Origin of the sequence: Methylocella sp. (assembly GCA_037200525.1) — a bacterium.
In the GTDB taxonomy this organism is placed as follows: domain Bacteria; phylum Pseudomonadota; class Alphaproteobacteria; order Rhizobiales; family Beijerinckiaceae; genus Methylocapsa.
This window is the reverse complement of sequence record JBBCGG010000001.1, coordinates 2,612,330-2,628,528: the sequence shown is the minus strand read 5'-3', so window position 1 is coordinate 2,628,528 and position 16,199 is coordinate 2,612,330. Positions and strand designations below refer to the sequence as shown.

At 58.8% G+C, this 16,199-nt stretch carries 17 protein-coding genes; 7 read left to right on the top strand and 10 right to left on the bottom strand.

Annotation, left to right across the window (positions count from 1 at the left end):
• Positions 1 to 483: 483 nt before the first annotated feature.
• From WDN46_12935 to WDN46_12910, 6 genes are all read right to left on the bottom strand, one after another.
• The gene (locus WDN46_12935; protein ID MEJ0094298.1) at positions 484 to 906 is read right to left on the bottom strand and encodes a hypothetical protein; all 423 of its coding nucleotides are present in this window, start codon (positions 904 to 906) and stop codon (positions 484 to 486) included.
• Positions 903 to 1,076: a hypothetical protein gene (locus WDN46_12930; protein MEJ0094297.1), complete on the bottom strand. Its 174-nt coding sequence runs from the start codon at positions 1,074 to 1,076 to the stop codon at positions 903 to 905. The genes WDN46_12935 and WDN46_12930 overlap by 4 nt, the downstream gene beginning before the upstream one ends.
• Positions 1,073 to 1,549 (bottom strand): hypothetical protein, encoded by a 477-nt coding sequence (locus WDN46_12925; GenBank protein ID MEJ0094296.1) that lies wholly within the window; start codon positions 1,547 to 1,549, stop codon positions 1,073 to 1,075. The genes WDN46_12930 and WDN46_12925 overlap by 4 nt, the downstream gene beginning before the upstream one ends.
• A 1-nt stretch (position 1,550) precedes the next feature.
• On the bottom strand, positions 1,551 to 2,693 hold the full coding sequence (locus WDN46_12920) for a phage tail tip lysozyme (protein ID MEJ0094295.1): 1,143 nt from the start codon (positions 2,691 to 2,693) through the stop codon (positions 1,551 to 1,553).
• A 280-nt stretch (positions 2,694 to 2,973) separates the two neighbouring features.
• A complete protein-coding gene (locus WDN46_12915) occupies positions 2,974 to 3,258 on the bottom strand; it encodes a hypothetical protein (protein ID MEJ0094294.1) in 285 nt (94 codons plus the stop codon).
• Positions 3,249 to 3,515: a hypothetical protein gene (locus WDN46_12910; protein MEJ0094293.1), complete on the bottom strand. Its 267-nt coding sequence runs from the start codon at positions 3,513 to 3,515 to the stop codon at positions 3,249 to 3,251. The genes WDN46_12915 and WDN46_12910 overlap by 10 nt, the downstream gene beginning before the upstream one ends.
• A 1,073-nt stretch (positions 3,516 to 4,588) precedes the next feature.
• Between WDN46_12910 and WDN46_12905 the strand changes: the two genes are divergently transcribed.
• From WDN46_12905 to WDN46_12875, 7 genes are all read left to right on the top strand, one after another.
• Positions 4,589 to 5,194 (top strand): aminodeoxychorismate/anthranilate synthase component II, encoded by a 606-nt coding sequence (locus WDN46_12905; GenBank protein ID MEJ0094292.1) that lies wholly within the window; start codon positions 4,589 to 4,591, stop codon positions 5,192 to 5,194.
• Positions 5,195 to 5,203: 9 nt separating this feature from the next.
• Entirely contained in the window at positions 5,204 to 6,271 is a 1,068-nt protein-coding gene (gene trpD, locus WDN46_12900) for an anthranilate phosphoribosyltransferase (GenBank protein MEJ0094291.1), read from the top strand.
• Positions 6,268 to 7,101, top strand: coding sequence for an indole-3-glycerol phosphate synthase TrpC (gene trpC / locus WDN46_12895; GenBank protein ID MEJ0094290.1), 834 nt, complete (start codon positions 6,268 to 6,270; stop codon positions 7,099 to 7,101). The genes trpD and trpC overlap by 4 nt, the downstream gene beginning before the upstream one ends.
• A gap of 3 nt (positions 7,102 to 7,104) precedes the next feature.
• Positions 7,105 to 7,611: a cyclic pyranopterin monophosphate synthase MoaC gene (moaC, locus tag WDN46_12890; GenBank protein MEJ0094289.1), complete on the top strand. Its 507-nt coding sequence runs from the start codon at positions 7,105 to 7,107 to the stop codon at positions 7,609 to 7,611.
• Entirely contained in the window at positions 7,608 to 8,858 is a 1,251-nt protein-coding gene (glp, locus tag WDN46_12885) for a gephyrin-like molybdotransferase Glp (protein MEJ0094288.1), read from the top strand. The genes moaC and glp overlap by 4 nt, the downstream gene beginning before the upstream one ends.
• A gap of 224 nt (positions 8,859 to 9,082) precedes the next feature.
• Positions 9,083 to 9,784, top strand: coding sequence for an aquaporin Z (gene aqpZ / locus WDN46_12880; protein ID MEJ0094287.1), 702 nt, complete (start codon positions 9,083 to 9,085; stop codon positions 9,782 to 9,784).
• A 213-nt stretch (positions 9,785 to 9,997) separates the two neighbouring features.
• Entirely contained in the window at positions 9,998 to 11,029 is a 1,032-nt protein-coding gene (locus WDN46_12875; GenBank protein MEJ0094286.1) for a cysteine synthase A, read from the top strand.
• Positions 11,030 to 11,098: 69 nt separating this feature from the next.
• Here WDN46_12875 and scpB read toward each other — a convergent pair whose 3' ends face one another.
• The 4 genes from scpB to argS form a co-directional block, all read right to left on the bottom strand.
• A complete protein-coding gene (scpB, locus tag WDN46_12870; protein ID MEJ0094285.1) occupies positions 11,099 to 11,773 on the bottom strand; it encodes an SMC-Scp complex subunit ScpB in 675 nt (224 codons plus the stop codon).
• 98 nt (positions 11,774 to 11,871) lie between these two features.
• The gene (locus WDN46_12865) at positions 11,872 to 12,678 is read right to left on the bottom strand and encodes a ScpA family protein (GenBank protein ID MEJ0094284.1); all 807 of its coding nucleotides are present in this window, start codon (positions 12,676 to 12,678) and stop codon (positions 11,872 to 11,874) included.
• Between the two features lie 182 nt (positions 12,679 to 12,860).
• Positions 12,861 to 14,195, bottom strand: coding sequence for an SPOR domain-containing protein (locus tag WDN46_12860; GenBank protein MEJ0094283.1), 1,335 nt, complete (start codon positions 14,193 to 14,195; stop codon positions 12,861 to 12,863).
• Between the two features lie 221 nt (positions 14,196 to 14,416).
• The gene (argS, locus tag WDN46_12855; GenBank protein MEJ0094282.1) at positions 14,417 to 16,192 is read right to left on the bottom strand and encodes an arginine--tRNA ligase; all 1,776 of its coding nucleotides are present in this window, start codon (positions 16,190 to 16,192) and stop codon (positions 14,417 to 14,419) included.
• Between the last annotated feature and the right edge of the window lie 7 nt (positions 16,193 to 16,199).

The following is a 16,199-nucleotide window of genomic DNA, read 5'->3' as shown; positions in this document are numbered from 1 at the left end:
CCGCCGCATTCGCGGACGCCGCCGACGACGCTCGCCCATAGTTTGCAATAGACGCAATCACCGCTAAGCCGATAGCGCCCGCCGCGAGAATAAGCATTCCGCGATCGTCAATCTGAAGCAATTGCATCATGAGGATTTCGCCTGCGAACTCGATGGACCGAATGTGCGGGATAGTCCAATAATTGCTATAAACAATAGCGCGGCCGAGAGAATGACCTGCAACCAATGGATTGGATGGATTGGAGAGGTAAAGTTCATTGCACGAATGCTCCCTTGCTCCATTTCAGAATGTCAGTTTCTCGAGGACGCTTGGCTGAAGACCTAATTCGCGGCTTTGGGCGGCCAGCTTTCGGCGCACTGGCTGCCGTGCGATTGCGCCAAATCAGCGCCGCAAGAATGACCAGCATTACCGCAGCTAGCGCCCAAACCCATAGCGGAATTGATTTCTTTTCGTCTGGCGCGTCGTCCATCGTTTTTCATCCCTCAATTGGCCGGCGACGTTAGCCAGTTATTGAAAATGTTTGTGAGCGAACTTCCGACAGTCGGATTGCCTGCTACGGGCGGACCGATAAGCGGGGTCGAGTTCGCGATGGCTGTTGGAATTTGAGCAATTGTTGGAATGCTAGTATTCAATGTGCCGTTGCCGCTGTTCACTGGAGCGCCCGCCGCGCCGCCCGTGACGAAATTTGTCAGATTGGAGTAAATCCCGCCGAGCGTCGCGCCGCCTGATCCTGCCGCGTTCTGCTGAGGGGTCGCCGCTGCGCTACCGGGAGCCGCCGCATTTGCATTGGTCGGGCTTGCGGGCGGAACATAAACGAGATCGGCGATATATTTCGATAGCGTGCCCTTCACAGCAACATAGAGAACGAACAATATGAAGAGAGTTCCGAAGCCCCAATTGGTCATTGCTTCGATCCTTGCGTTGTCGGCGCTACCTCGACGGCCGTAATCCACGAGGTTAGCGCCTTGAATGTATTCGTGAGCAACGTCGTGAATTGGGTATTCTTCGACAAAATCACAGCCATGATTGCCAGAATAAGAATTGAGCCAAGAATGCGATTGATCACGTCTGTCACAGGATGCCTCCCAATGCCCCAAAGACGCCATTGGTATTGATGTTGGGAATGTTGCCGAGGCTCGTCGCGCCGCCTCCAGCCGTCTTTGGCGTCGTCGCCGGCGACGATGGCGGCACGGAAGATCCTGTGGATGGAGCGGCCGTGGCTCCAGTGACCGTTTCGGCCGCGCCAGTCGCAACCTGACTTGCCGGCGCATTGGGCTGTACATTTTGAAATGATGAAGCGACCGCTGAGAAGGCCGTAGGATTTTTCACGACATAGACGAGAATGAGCAAGCCGAGCAGCAACTTTGCAGCGCTTTGAAGCCCGGTCACCTTACCGCCGATCACGAGCACTGCGACAAGACCAGCCCAAGGCAGGAAGCCGCCCTGTCCGATAAGGTCGTTTTCCAGTTGAGAGAAAAACGGTCCAGTCGTGTTCTGCAACGCAGTGACGACAAGAATAACTCCGATGGCCAAGACAGCGATTTCCATTTTAAGCTCCTACCGCTTGCAGACCGCGTTTTGCACTACGGCCGACGCCGCTCGCAGCATTGTTTGCCGCGCTTGCCACTTGCCGCCCTTCCGGGGTCGCAAACAGAAAGAGCGCAGCGGCGATAAACACCAAGCCGACAACAGCGACAGCGCCCCGACCGAAGAGATTGTAAACGTCTGAGATTGCAGCGCTTGCGATGTTCGTCGCAGTCGTCGTCAGTGAGGCTGTATCAGCAGTGTTCGTTTTATTCGTTGCTTGAGCATTCTGCGTTGCAGTTTTATTTAGAGACGCTGTGTCTTGTTGACTTGTCTTGCTGGCTAACTGAGCTGCCTGATTGGTGGCGGTCGCTTGAACATTTCCTGCCTGACTAACCGCAGTGGCTCCAACATATTCGAATATTCCCGAGACGATCGAAGACGGGTTGGACGCTTGAGAGCCTAGTGTAGATGCGCCCTGTTGCGTCGATTGATCAGCGGCCGTGGTTGTATCATCGGGCGCTATCGTGCCAGCGGCTGGCGCTGTGGATGGTGCGGCTTGCTGATCTTGCGGAGCGTACGAAAGATAGCCGCTGCCAGTTCCAGCGCCTGCGGTCGAAGGGAGGTTTGCGCCATTTCCGCCCGAGCCGGCTTGGTCCGTGGCTGTGCCGCCGCTGGCGTCAGTTATAGAAACTGTTGGGCTTGGCGTCGGATTGGCGTTGTATTGCGCCAACACTTGGTTGCCCTGGTTTGTCGCCAGGTTTATTTCTGGACCGGGATTAGCCGGGCCTTCGTAATTCGTGGTCACAGTGGACGCAATTGATCCGACCGAAGCATTTGGGTTCATGATTGCGGCGTAGCTCTGAGGATAGCTCGCTTGCATTTCACTCAACGTATATTGTTGCTGAGCATCGAGATCATTCAAAGAGCCGGTATCTGAAACTTGGGGGATACCGTTCAGAGCATCGTTGTAGCGCGCCATATTAGAAGCATTGGGCGTCCACTGTGAAATACCAAAAACCCCCGCCGCGTCCCCGCCGGGATTTGGCAACGCGCCAGGACCATTCTCAATAGATTGAACGCCAGCAAGGGCCGCAGCGCCGTTGGCCGGAACCCCTAGATTGAGATAGCCCTGAAAGAGCCGTTGTGTATTGATGCTGAGTGTCATTGGGGCAATCCCCGCTCTTCCAAATATTTATCGCCTGCCTTCGCATCATCAGGATGCGCCGAGCGCCAAGCCTTAACCTGCTTGTCGGAATAACGCCCACAGTCCGTTCCGCCCGGAGCGCGCACGCATATAGATATAGCGGCTATGCAGCCCGGCGTTCCTTCTTTGCATAAGACCGCTTTACCATCGACAAATGCGATACCAGGCTCGCCTTGCGCCATGCTTGGGAAAGCGGATGCCAGCAATATCGCAGCGACAATCATGGGCTTAATGATGTGCGTCATATCGTCGATCTCCCGAATAGCTCTTCTTCAAGTTCGCGAAAGACCGGAACCAAGCGTTTGTAAACGTCTTTGCATAAAAGACCTTGCTGGCTAAGGACGGAATACTCATCGCGTAGCGCTACAAAAGCTTTCCACAGCGCCTCTTGATGCTCGGTCCAAAGTCCACTTGCTCTCATCCTTTTTGCAGCACGGCAAATGCATTCGCCGTGCTCATCAGCAATCGTCCGTCTATCCAGCGCTGACTTTTCCCAAGGCTTTGACGGGAAGGTCATCACAGCCACCTGATGTTCCGCTTCGTCGGAGCGGCGTTTTCAACGACTTTGACGCTAGCCGGCTTCACGGCGGCGACTTTCTCTTTGGCTGCTGCCTTTTTGGGATCGTCGCCCAATGCCTCAGGCTCGTCTTCTATGGCTTGCTCAGCAGTGGCGGCTTCGACAAGCGCAAGTCGATCTTCGATCGCCGCAAACCTAGCCGCCGCCTCGGCTTCCTTGCGCAGCTTCTCAGCTTCGCGGAAGCGGAACAACTCGAGTTTTTCCATGTCGCTCAAGGACGTTGGAGCGGAAGGGGCGGAAGAGGGTGATAGGTCAAAGTCAGACATTGATTTCACTTTCTGGCTTGGTTGGGGTTGAAGTAGTCTTGTTGGCCTGCCGCCCTTGGAACTCGCGAAGGGGTGTTAGATCAGACGCGGTTAAGGCGTCGTCGCCGCGCAAGCCTGCAACGACATAGGATCGGACAACGCTTCCGACCGCCACGCACTCGCGAGCCGCAAGAGCGCGAAGGTCAGAAAGAACCTCCTCAGGAAAGACAATCGACAAACGGGGAGATTGACGCATTGCATTTAACCTCGGCTTTTACTTGTTTAATATTATGTGATAGCCCCGTCAGTTGCAACCTATATTTGGTATTAATAAGCAAATCACATTTCCGTGATCGCACGCCTCGCTCAGGCCGTCAGGGACAAACCGCAGCAAAGTCAACGCACTACGTCGGAGCATCTGCGCGCCTACGCGATCATGATCTACCGTAACGATGGTTTGTCAGATGACCATCGTAAATAACAATGGATCTGGCTGCCTCTTTGGCCAGTATAAGACATTTGTTGCGACGCTATAATGCTTCCGTCTCTAAGTCCTTACGCCAGCAACTCTGCTTCCGACACAACTCCGCTTAACTCATTACGTTCGCTATGTTCGCTTGTGGTCACTATGATCAGTACGATTACTATTATCATGAAAGATCGCTATCATTACTTATGTTCGCTAATGATCGCTGCTTACAATGATCCGCTAGGTTCGTTAAGCTCCCACGTTTCGTACAGTAAGAACGTTCTGAAAGTCCGAATGTCGTCCACCTTGTAACGATCGCTTGCGTGCTTATCGAAGATAGAGATAAGCAGGCGCGAGAGCGTGGGCGTGATAGGGGGACGTACAAAATATGGACCCCTGTACCCCCCCATATCCCCCCCCCGCTTTTTGCTTGCAGAAAATGCGACAGCTGAAGCCTTGACGCCGCTCGGCTGCGCGGCCCCTCAAATGCGCCGGTCTTGGCGATCAACCTTGACCTCGAAGCCAGTGCGGCCCAAAACAGCGGTTCCGACGACGACGAGCGCCCATGACCGCCATCACTCTCATCGATAATTACGACAGTTTCACCTGGAACCTGGTGCATTGCCTTGGCCCGCTTGGGGCCGAGGTCACGGTGCATCGCAACGACAAGGTGACGGTCGCCGAGGTCATGGCGTCGGCGCCGGACGGAATCGTGCTCTCGCCCGGGCCTTGCGGACCGCGCGAAGCCGGCATCTGTATTGATCTTATCAAGGCGGCAGGGTCGAGCATTCCAATCTTCGGCGTCTGCCTTGGCCATCAAGCCCTCGGCGAGGCCTATGGCGGCCAAGTCATCCGCGCGCCGATTCCGGCGCATGGAAAAACGTCGTTGATCGAGCATCGCGGCGAGACGCTGTTTCATGGCGTCAACGGACCCTTCCGCGCCGTGCGCTATCATTCCCTGGTGGTTGAGGCCGATACAATGCCACTGGATTTGCAGGTGACGGCGGAGACTGACGGTCTGATTATGGGACTTTCCCATAAGCGCTATCCAGCTCACGGCGTGCAATTTCACCCTGAAAGCATCGCCTCGGAATATGGTTTGCGAATTTTCGCGAATTTCCTCGCGCTTGCGGCGCAGTGGAACCAGAATGCTCGTCGCGCCGCAGGTTAGGGGTTTGACATGGATGCGTTCAAACCGCTGATCGCCAAACTCGCCGTCGGGTCCTCCTTGACCGAGATTGAGGCGCAGGCGGCTTTCGATCATATTTTCGCGGGCGACGTCACCCCTGCCCAGCTCGGCGGCTTCCTGATGGCTTTGCGCGTGCGCGGCGAGACCATTGAGGAGATCACCGGCGCGGTCCTCGCAATGCGGGCGAAAATGCTGCGGGTCAAGGCTCCGGCCGGAGCGATCGACATCGTTGGGACCGGCGGCGATGGACATGGGACCTACAATGTTTCGACCCTTGCTTCGCTGATCGTCGCGTCCTGCGGCGTTCCGGTCGCCAAGCATGGCAACCGCGCAAGCACCTCGCGATCGGGCGCGAGCGATGTACTCACCGCGCTCGGGGTCAAAATCGACCTTGCGCCCGCGGAGGTCGAATCCTGCATTGCTGAGGCGGGCGTCGGGTTCATGAACGCACAGGCGCACCATGCGTCGATGCGGCATGTGGCCTCCGTTCGCGTCGAACTCGGAGCCCGCACCATTTTCAATCTGCTCGGCCCGCTCGCCAATCCCGCCGGCGTCAAATATCAGATGCTCGGCGTTTTCGCTGCGAGCTGGCTCGAGCCTTTGGCGCAGGCGCTGCGCAAGCTCGGCTCCGAGCGCGTCTGGCTCGTCCACGGCGCAGACGGTCTCGATGAGCTGACGACGACCGGTCCGAGCCTCGTCACCGCGCTTGAAGGCGGCGCGATCCGCTCTTTCGAAATCATGCCCGAGGACGCAGGATTGCCCCGCGCTTCGCTCGCCGATCTCAAGGGCGGTGCGCCCGCAGTCAATGCAGCGGCCCTCAAAGCCGTATTGGAAGGCGCCAGAACGCCCTATCGCGATATAGCTGTCCTCAATGCCGCCGCAGCGCTGGTTGTTGCTGAGAAGGCGGCTGACATCAAAGAGGGCGCAGCTCTGGCGAGCGCGGCCATTGACGAGGGACGCGCGGCGGATACGCTCGCTAAACTCATAAAAGTTTCCAACCGATCAATCGCGCTTGCCGGATTCGCCGCGAGAGACGGCGCAATAGGAATGATTTCATGACCGACATTTTGAAGACCATCGAGGTCTATAAGCGTCGCGAAATCGCCCAGGCTAAGGTGCGGATGCCGTTTGAGGCCTTGGCCCGCAAAGCGCATGACCATAATCCGCCACGCGGCTTCGTCAAAGCCATACAGGCCAAACACGTCGCCGGGCGCCTTGCTCTGATCGCGGAAATCAAGAAAGCCAGCCCTTCGAAAGGACTCATCCGGGCTGATTTCGATCCGCCGGCGCTCGCAAAAGCCTATGAGGAGGGCGGCGCGGCCTGCCTTTCAGTGCTCACCGACCAGCCGTCTTTCCAGGGCGATCTTGCTTATCTGGCCGCGGCGCGCAACGCCACCCATTTGCCGTGCCTGCGCAAAGACTTCCTTTTCGATCCTTATCAGGTTTATGAAGCGCGCGCCCATGGCGCCGATTGCATCTTGATCATCATGGCTTGCGTCGACGACGCCGAGGCCAGCCAATTGACGCGAGCAGCGCATGATCTGTCGATGGACATTCTCGTCGAGGTTCATGACGAGGTTGAACTCACGCGGGCGCTACAGCTGGAAACCAGACTTGTCGGAATCAACAATCGAAATTTGCGGACATTTGAAACCTCGCTCGAAGTCAGCGAGCGTCTGGCGGAAAAAGTGCCGGCGGATCGCATAGTCGTCAGCGAAAGCGGCATCTTCACGCATGAGGATTGTCTGCGCCTCCAGACGCGCAAAATATCGACGTTCCTTGTCGGCGAAAGCTTGATGCGGAAGGAAGATGTGACGGCGGCGACGCGAGACCTGCTCATCGGCAAGTTGCCGCCGGCGCACGGCAAAAACGCGCATGGATTGACGTAAGCCATGCCGGAGCTAAAGGGTCATCGCCTCAGCCATCTGTCCGCCGCCGGGGAAGCCGATATGGTCGATGTATCCGCCAAGGCTGCGACGGAGCGCATCGCGATCGCGGAAGGCCGGATCATCATGCTTCCGGAAACGCTTGAGCTCGCGTTGTCCGGCAACGCCAAGAAAGGCGATGTCTTTGGAGTGGCGCGGGTTGCCGGGATCATGGCGGCCAAGAAGACGCATGAGCTGATCCCGCTCTGTCATCCGCTGCTGCTGACCAAAGTCGGAGTCGACCTCGAACCCGACGCTGCGCTGCCCGGCATTCGAGTTCGCGCCCGCGCCAAGGTTTTGGGGCAGACCGGCGTTGAAATGGAAGCTTTGACCGCCGTCTCGGTCGCTTGCCTGACGCTCTACGATATGTTGAAGGCGGTGGATCGCTCCATGCGGATCGAGGGAATCGCTCTTGTCGAAAAGAAGGGCGGCAAATCCGGCGACTGGACGCGCCAAGAGGCCCTGCCGGCATGAAAGCCGAGCAGATGCTGTCAGTCGGGGAAGCGCGCGCCCGCGTTCTCGCCAACGCCGCCGCCGCCTCTCCTGTCGAAATGGTCGGCTTGGCCCATGCGCTGGGGCGAACCCTGGCGAGAGATTTGGTCTCAAAGCGGACCCAGCCGCCGCAAGCCATATCCGCGATGGATGGTTACGCGGTCCGCGCCGCAGATCTCGCCAGCCTGCCTGTCCGGCTGAAACAAATTGGCGAGAGCGCGGCGGGCCGCGGCTTTTCGGGGCGCATTGGCGCTTTGGAGACCGTGCGGATCTTTACCGGCGGGCCCGTGCCGGAGGGCGCCGACGCCATTCTCATTCAGGAAGACGCCCGTCTCATTCAGGATGACGCGCGCGCCGACGCCGGAATGATCGAGCCGTTGCAGGGCGTCGCAAAAGGCCGACACATACGCGGCAAGGGCATCGACTTCAGCGAAGGCGAGGTTTTGCTCCGCGCCGGCGCTCGGCTCGGTCCCGCCGCAATGGCGCTGGTCGCGGCGATGAATCTCAATGAGGCGCCGGTTGCGCGACGCCCTCGCGTCGCCATCCTTGCGACCGGCGATGAACTCGTCCAGCCAGGAGGCGCTCTTGGCCCTGATCAGATCGTCGCCTCCAACTCCTTCGCGATCGCCGCGCTCGTCGAAGCCGCGGGCGGCGAGCCTCTCGATTTTGGCATTGCGCGCGATGATCTTTCCGCGCTCGACGCCGCCATCAAGGCGGCGATTGAGGCCGGCCCCGACATTCTCGTGACGCTTGGCGGCGCGTCGGTCGGCGATCATGATCTCGTCAAATTGGCCCTTGCAAAAGCTGGCATGGAGCTGAATTTCTGGCGCGTCGCGATGCGTCCGGGAAAGCCGTTGATCCACGGCAGGCTCGGACGGATGGCGATCCTTGGTCTACCGGGCAATCCGGTCTCTGCGGTCGTCGTCGGCGCGCTTTTCCTCGCGCCGTTGGTGCGGGCTCTGTCGGGCGACCCCAATGCGCAGAGCGACCAAAGCGAACCGGCGAGCCTTGGCGAAGCGATTCGCGCCAATGACGGGCGGCAGGATTATTTACGCGCAAGGCTCGAGCCGAGCGCCGAAGGTCTGCCTATCGCGACGCCTTTCTCGATTCAGGACTCATCGCTTTTGCGGCAGCTGGCCGAGGCGCAGTGCTTGGTCATTCGACCGCCCTACGCCCCGCCCGCCGCGGCCGGCGATACATGCCGCATTCTTCGGCTGCCGCTCGGTTGAGCGGCAGCCCTGTATTTTCTTTAGCAAAATACTTCTTTAGCGAAGCCTTCGAGAGCCGGTTGCCGATGGAAATGTTAACGAGGCTTCGATCAAAACCCCGCCTTAACCTTGGATTTTACAGTAATAATGAGGTATAGCCTATTGGGCGCAGTCGGCTAGGGCGTCGGAGTCAGATGCCAGCCTGGTCGATCCCGCATAAAAAATATTTTTGGGGGACACGATCGATGAGCAATTCACTGGTTCAACGCGTGAGCGCCGAGTTTCTCGGCACCTTCTGGCTTACCTTTGGCGGCTGCGGCAGCGCCGTTCTCGCCGCCGCTTTTCCACAGCTTGGAATTGCTTTTGCCGGCGTTGCGCTGGCGTTTGGCCTCACGGTGTTGACGATGGTCTATGCCGTCGGACCCATTTCCGGCGGCCATTTTAATCCCGCCGTGACGATTGGCCTGTGGGCTGGAGAGCGGATCACCTCAAACTATGTATTGCCTTACATCATCGCGCAGGTGGTCGGCGCGATCGCAGCGGCGGCGGTGCTTTATATCATCGCAAGCGGGCATCCCGGCTTCACGCTCGGCGGCTTCGCCTCCAACGGCTACGGCGAATTGAGTCCTGGTCACTACAATCTTCTGTCCTGCCTCGTGATGGAGGTTGTGATGACTTTCTTCTTCGTGCTTATCATTCATGGCGCGACTTCGCCGCTTGCGCCGGCCGGTTTTGCGGGCCTGGCCATTGGCCCAGCGTTGACGCTCATCCATCTCGTTTCCATTCCCGTCACCAACACATCGGTCAATCCGGCGCGCAGCACCGGCCCGGCGTTGTTCGCCGGCGGCGAATATATCTCGCAGCTTTGGCTGTTCTGGCTGGCCCCGATCGCCGGCGGCGTGATCGGAGGTTTAGTCTCCCGCGTGCTTTATAAAGAGCCTCGCTGAATCCAGTTTCTCTTCGCGTCATCTTACAAACGTCCTGTCGGACTCGCCGGCAGGTCCCTCGCACCGCTCGCCAAGAGACGCAGACCACTATCGTTTTCGATCGCATCTGTTCTCTCCGGAAAGGACACAACTTTCGGAGACCGCGCTTTAAAAGCTCGACATCAAACTTCCAGTCGCTCTATAGGTTTAGCGTTTGACGCGGGGTTTTGATAAATGGGCTTTTCGACAAATGTGATTGAGGCGATCGGCAATACGCCTCTCATCAAACTGCGGCGCGCGTCGGAAGCCACAGGCTGCACTATTCTTGGCAAGGCGGAGTTTATGAATCCGGGCGGATCCGTGAAGGATCGCGCGGCCCTCGCCATCATCCAGGATGCGATCAAGCGAGGAACCCTGCAGCCCGGCGGACTGATCGTCGAAGGCACCGCCGGCAACACGGGGATAGGTCTTGCGCTCGTCGCCAATGCGCTTGGCTATAAAACGGTGATTGTCATTCCGGAAACGCAGAGCCAGGAAAAGAAGGATCTGCTCAGGCTGCAAGGCGCCGAATTGATCGAAGTTCCGGCCGTCGCCTATTCCGACCCGAACAATTACGTGAAGGTTTCCGGTCGCCTTGCCGAACGTCTCGCCAAAGAAAACCCCGCCGGCGCAATCTGGGCCAATCAGTTCGACAATCTCGCCAATCGTCAGGGCCATATCGACACGACTGGCCCGGAAATCTGGACGCAAACCGAGGGCAAGATCGACGGATTCGCCTGCTCCGTCGGCACTGGCGGAACTCTTGCCGGCGTCGCCATCGCGCTGAAAGCCAAGAATCCCAATATCAAAATCGCAGTCGCCGATCCTTTGGGCGCCGCTCTTTATTCATATTACACAACCGGCGAACTGAAATCATTCGGCTCCTCGATCACCGAAGGCATTGGCCAAGGTCGCATCACCGCCAATCTCGAGGACGCGCCGGTCGACTTTGCCTATCAAATCAGCGACGAAGAAGCGTTGCCGATTGTTTTCGACCTAGCGGAGGAGGAAGGACTGCTTCTTGGCGGTTCGTCGGGCGTCAACATCGCTGGCGCGATCCGCTTGGCGAAGCAACTAGGCCCTGGCAAGACAATCGTAACGCTCCTTTGCGACTCCGGCGCGCGCTATCAATCGAAACTTTTCAATCCAGAGTTTTTGCGCTCGAAAAATCTGCCGACGCCCGGCTGGATGGAGCGCAAACTCACGATCAAGCCGGATTTTCTTTGACCGCTCGCGCGCAAATTTTGATCAAAGCATCTGCGCTGTTCTAAGAGGCCTGTTGGGTGGGCGACGGCTTTAATCGCCAACCGGCTCTTCATCCGGCGGACCATCCGCTTCCGCCTCCGCAAGGTCAGACTCAAACTCCGCGACCGCATCATTTTCCAGCGGATCTTCGTCGGCGCTAAGCTCCTCCGAGTCGGACGGACGCGGGACGGCGAAACTGGGCGGAATGCGGCCATCGAAAAGGCCAGCGCCTTTCAGTTCTTCGAGTCCGGGCAGATCCGTGATCGCCTCAAGACCAAACTGAATGAGAAAATCCGTCGTGGTGCCATAGGTAATCGGACGGCCCGGCGCGCGTCTGCGTCCGCGCAGGCGAACCCAGCCGGTTTCAATCAGAACGTCCAACGTCCCTTTGGAGATTGCAACTCCGCGAATATCCTCGATCTCGGCGCGAGTGACCGGTTGATGATAGGCGACGATCGCGAGGGTTTCGAGCGCTGCGCGCGATAACCGTCTCTGCTCGCGCTCACCGCCGGCGAGCAACCAGGCGAGGTCAGTCGCGGTCCGAAACATCCATTTGCCGCCGACCCGCACCAAGTTGACGCCGCGCGAACTGTAACTCGTCCTCAGAACCTCCAAAACCTCTCGCGCCGTGACGCCGCGCGGCAATCGTTTCTCAATCTCGGGTTCAGCCAGCGGTCCCGGCGCCGCAAAAAGAAGCGCCTCGGCGATGCGCATGGCCTCGGCCATCGCCGGGCTGACCTTCTCCTCCTCCGGCAAGGGCGGGTCGCCCGCAGGATCGGGAAAAAGTCTGGCGATGTCGCCCAAGGCAAACCCTGCTTCCCGTTTCATAATGTGACCACCTGCGGACCGACCGCTTCCTGAGCGGGTGTCTTTGCTTTGATCCAGAGCGGCGCGAAAGCCTTGTCCTGGCGGATCAGGATTTCTCCCTCGCGCGCCATTTCAAGCGAAGCGGAGAGAGAGGAGGCCCGCACCGAGCGGCGCATCTCCGGCGTCGAGCAAAAAGCGATCAGGAAAGAATCGAGCGTGGTCCAGTCGAGCGCCCGCCCGGCCAGTTTCTCGAGTTCGCCGCGCGCTTGAGCGAGCGACCAGACAAAGCGATGCTTAAGCGTAACGTGAGTGAGCGCATGTTTCTGACGTCGATGCGCATAGGCCGAGAGCAGATCATAGAGGCTCGCCTGCCATTGCGGCGCGCCATCGGGATCGATGTGCTCCGGCTGCCCGCGCGAAAATGTATCGCGTCCGAGACGCGGCCGGTTGACAAGCGCCTCTGCGGCGGCGCGGATCGCCTCAAGACGTCGCAGGCGAAGCTGCAGCGCTTCAGCCAGTTCTTCCGCCGCCGGTTCCTCGCCCTTGGCCGCATGAGGGAGGAGAAGTCGCGATTTCAAATAAGCGAGCCATGCAGCCATCACGAGATAATCCGCCGCAAGCTCGAGACGGAGGCTGCGCGCGGCTTCGATGAATTCGAGATATTGCTCCGCTAGCGCCAGGACGGAAATCTTTTGCAGATCAACCTTTTGCCTGCGGGCCAGATCGAGCAGCAGATCGAGCGGCCCTTCAAAGCCCTCGACATCAACGACGAAGGAGGCATCGTCCTCGTCCTTGACTGGTTTTTGCTCGAAATCAAATTCCAAAAAGAGCTCCCACAGACCTCTCCGACTCACTCCCCAACCTTGACGCGATCAGGCCAAGATCGCAACCAGCCGGTCGAGGCGGCCCTTCGTATCCACAGTTACCCGTCTAAACCTCGGCGAGACGACATCCCGCCTCACGCCGTTTCATCAAATCCCGCGTTTTTCGCTCGGCATTGGCAGATTCAGTTCTTCGCGACGAAGCAATTGCCGCCGCTGCTCTGAACTTTTTGGCAAAGGGCGGTGGCTTCTTCTTTGGAAAGACCGACGGAACGGACGCGATAAACTGTCTTGTCGCCGTTCATCGCTTTGCGAATCGCCGGGTGGAAGCCCGCGATTTCGCCGCCGTATTTCTTCATCAGCTTAAGCTGAATCTCGCGCGCTTCTTGTTCGGAGTCGGGAGCCGCGAGCTGCACGGAGAAAGCTCCGCCGCCGCCTTGGGTCGGTGCAACCGGCGCGGCCTCGGCGACTTGCGTTGGCTTTGCGGGAGCGCTTTGCGCCGCGGCGTCGGGCGCTGCGGCGACAACCGGCTTTGGCGTCGTCGCGACGCGGGCCGTCGACTTGGGCGTTGCGGCCTTGGCGATGGGGGCCGCTGCAGCCGCATGGGCAGGGAGCTGAGGCGCAATTGACGCTACCGTCTGGGGCGCTCTGTCATTCGGCAGCAATGTTCCATCCGGGCGAACCGAGATTGTCTTAACTTTCTTCGGTTCGATAAGGCTGGCGATGCTGAGGCCGTCGGACTGCCCCTGCGGCTGCGTCTGCGCCGACGTGGGCGACGCCGAAACGCCTGCCGCGCCAGGCTTCAACCCGCCCAAAGCGATGACGCGCGGCGCCTTTTCCGGCATCTGCGACAGATCGACGGGCTGCTCGGCATTATCGGCGACAGCGACAGGCTGGGGTTGAGGCGACCGGTTCAGAATTGAGGCGTCCTGATTGGGAACATCCGCGCTGGCGGTCGTTTCCGGCTGAATCTTGGCCGGTCCGCTGGCGGCCTTGATGGTAGCGATCTCGTGGGAGCCGGATGCCCCTCCTTTCAGGGCGAAACTGGCGCCTATGCCGATAATTCCAACAATGATGATCGCCGCCATCAAATAGAGCGGGCGGCGCGATCTGGTCTCGTCATCAGGGCCGGCGCCTGTCGGCGGCAGCCCTGCGTCATCGCCGTAGCGCCAATGATCCGAATCATCGCCTCGGAACGCGCTCAGATCTTCATCCGAAGGCAAGCCTTGCTGTTGCCGCGCGCCAAGCAGTCCGGCCTCTATCGCGGCGAAATCGCCGTTGATGAGACGGTCTTGCGCGCTCAGATCGTTTGCCTCAACCTCATCCCATGCCTCAACGGCATGATGATCTTGGGCATGATGATTTTGTGGTTCGTGCTGAGGCTGAGGTTCGAAGACAGCCTTATATGGATCATCATGTCTGCCTACGAGACGAGCAAGCTCCACCAACGGATCCTCGTCGGTGCGATTCGCGGCGTTCGGCTGGCGCAAACGCCTCTCGAATTGCTCAAGATCAATCATAGGGCGCCGCTTCGCAACAGGATCAGGCATGCTCTTTAAACCTCCTGCCGCATCGACGCGCAGCTTCCAAAGCCGGCGACGTCTTGCGGATGTGGAGCCCGCGCCGGGGCCTGCCCCTTGCGGACTTGTCTCTAGTGGCGATTATGTTTTCTTTAGTGGGCTTGCGACTTTTGCGCCGCTTAGACCGCGCTTCGATGCCTTCGACGAAGAAATGATGCGGTCTATCGCATCTCGTCGGGAGCGCCTACCCCGAGAATACCAAGGCCGGACGAGAGAAGGTTCGCCAATACCCTTACCAGTGCCAGCCTTGCAATGGTTAGATTTGGCATTTCTTCATTAAGAAATCGTAATTGTGGCTGATCTTTGCCCCGCGTCCAATGTGAATGCAAACTTGAAGCCAGATCATGCAGGTAAAACGCCACCCGATGCGGCTCATGCGCCAGCGCAGCAGCCTCGATGACGCGGGGAAATTGCGCGACGAGCTTCATCAGCTCAAGTTCGCCTTGATCCTGCAGCAGACTAAACTCGGCCGCCGCCAACGCACTGGTTGACAGATCAAGTCCAGGAATCGTCGCAAGCCCTTGGCGCAGCGCAGATTTTGCCCGCGCGTGAGCATATTGGACATAGAATACAGGATTATCCTTCGACTGTTCGATAACCTTTGCGAGATCAAACTCCAAAGGCGCGTCATTCTTGCGAAACAGCATCATGAAGCGAACCGCGTCGACGCCGACCTCATCGACGACTTCGCGCAGGGTGACAAAATCCCCTGACCGTTTGGACATTTTCACCGGCTCGCCATGACGCATCAATTTGACGAGTTGGCAAAGCTTGACGTCAAGGCTGGTTTGACCTTGCGACAGTGCCTCGACGGCGGCGCGCATCCGCTTGACATAACCGCCATGATCGGCGCCCCAGACATCGATCAGTAGAGCATAGCCGCCATCGATCTTCGCCTTATGATAAGCGATGTCCGAAGCGAAATAAGTGTAGGACCCGTCCGATTTCAGCAAAGGCCGGTCGACGTCATCGCCGAAATCGGTCGATCTGAACAAAGTCTGTTCGCGGTCCTCCCAATCCTCGATCGGTTGTCCTTTTGGCGGCGTCAGGCGCCCTTCATAGACGAGCCCGCGGCGGCGCAATTCGGCGATCGCGGCGGCGACTTGATCCCCTCGCTCGCCGCGAGTGAGCGAGCGCTCGGAAAAGAACACCTCATGCTCTATGTTGAGCGCGGCGAGATCTTCCCGGATCATCGCCATCATGGCGTCGATCGCGACAGTGCGAACCTCTTCGAGCCATTCGGCCTCCGGCCGGCCGCGCAGCCTATCGCCAAGACGCTGCGACAGCGCGGCGCCGACGCTTTTCAGATAGTCGCCCGGATAAAGCCCCTCGGGAATTTCGCCGATCGTCTCTCCCTGCGCCTCCAGATAGCGCAAATAGGCGGAGCGGGCCAAAACATCGACCTGCGCTCCAGCATCGTTAATGTAATATTCGCGCGTCACTTCATTGCGGGCGAACTTCAGCAGATTGGCGAGCGCATCGCCGAATACAGCGCCGCGGCCATGCCCGACATGCATCGGCCCGGTTGGATTCGCGGAGACATATTCGACATTGATCTTTTCGGCGCGCCCGCCAACCGCCGGGCGGCCGAACTCCGGGCCCTGCTCCAGCGCCGCGCGCAAAATCGACCCATAGACTTCCGGTTTCAGCCGAATATTGATGAAGCCCGGCCCCGCCACCTCGGCCTCGGCGACGTCGGGATCCTCTGCGAGAGCGACGGCGATCTCGACCGCAAGCTGGCGCGGATTGGAAAAGCTCGCCTTAGCCTCTTTGGCGTAGACCATGGCCGCATTAGCGGCCATGTCGCCGTGCGAGGCATCGCGCGGCGGCTCGACGACAAAACGCTCAAGATCGAGATCTGCTGGCAAACGGCCGCTCGCGATGATCTTTTGCAAGATCGCCGCTATGCGCTCGTGAAACTCGGCGTATAAATTCATGTCGGTT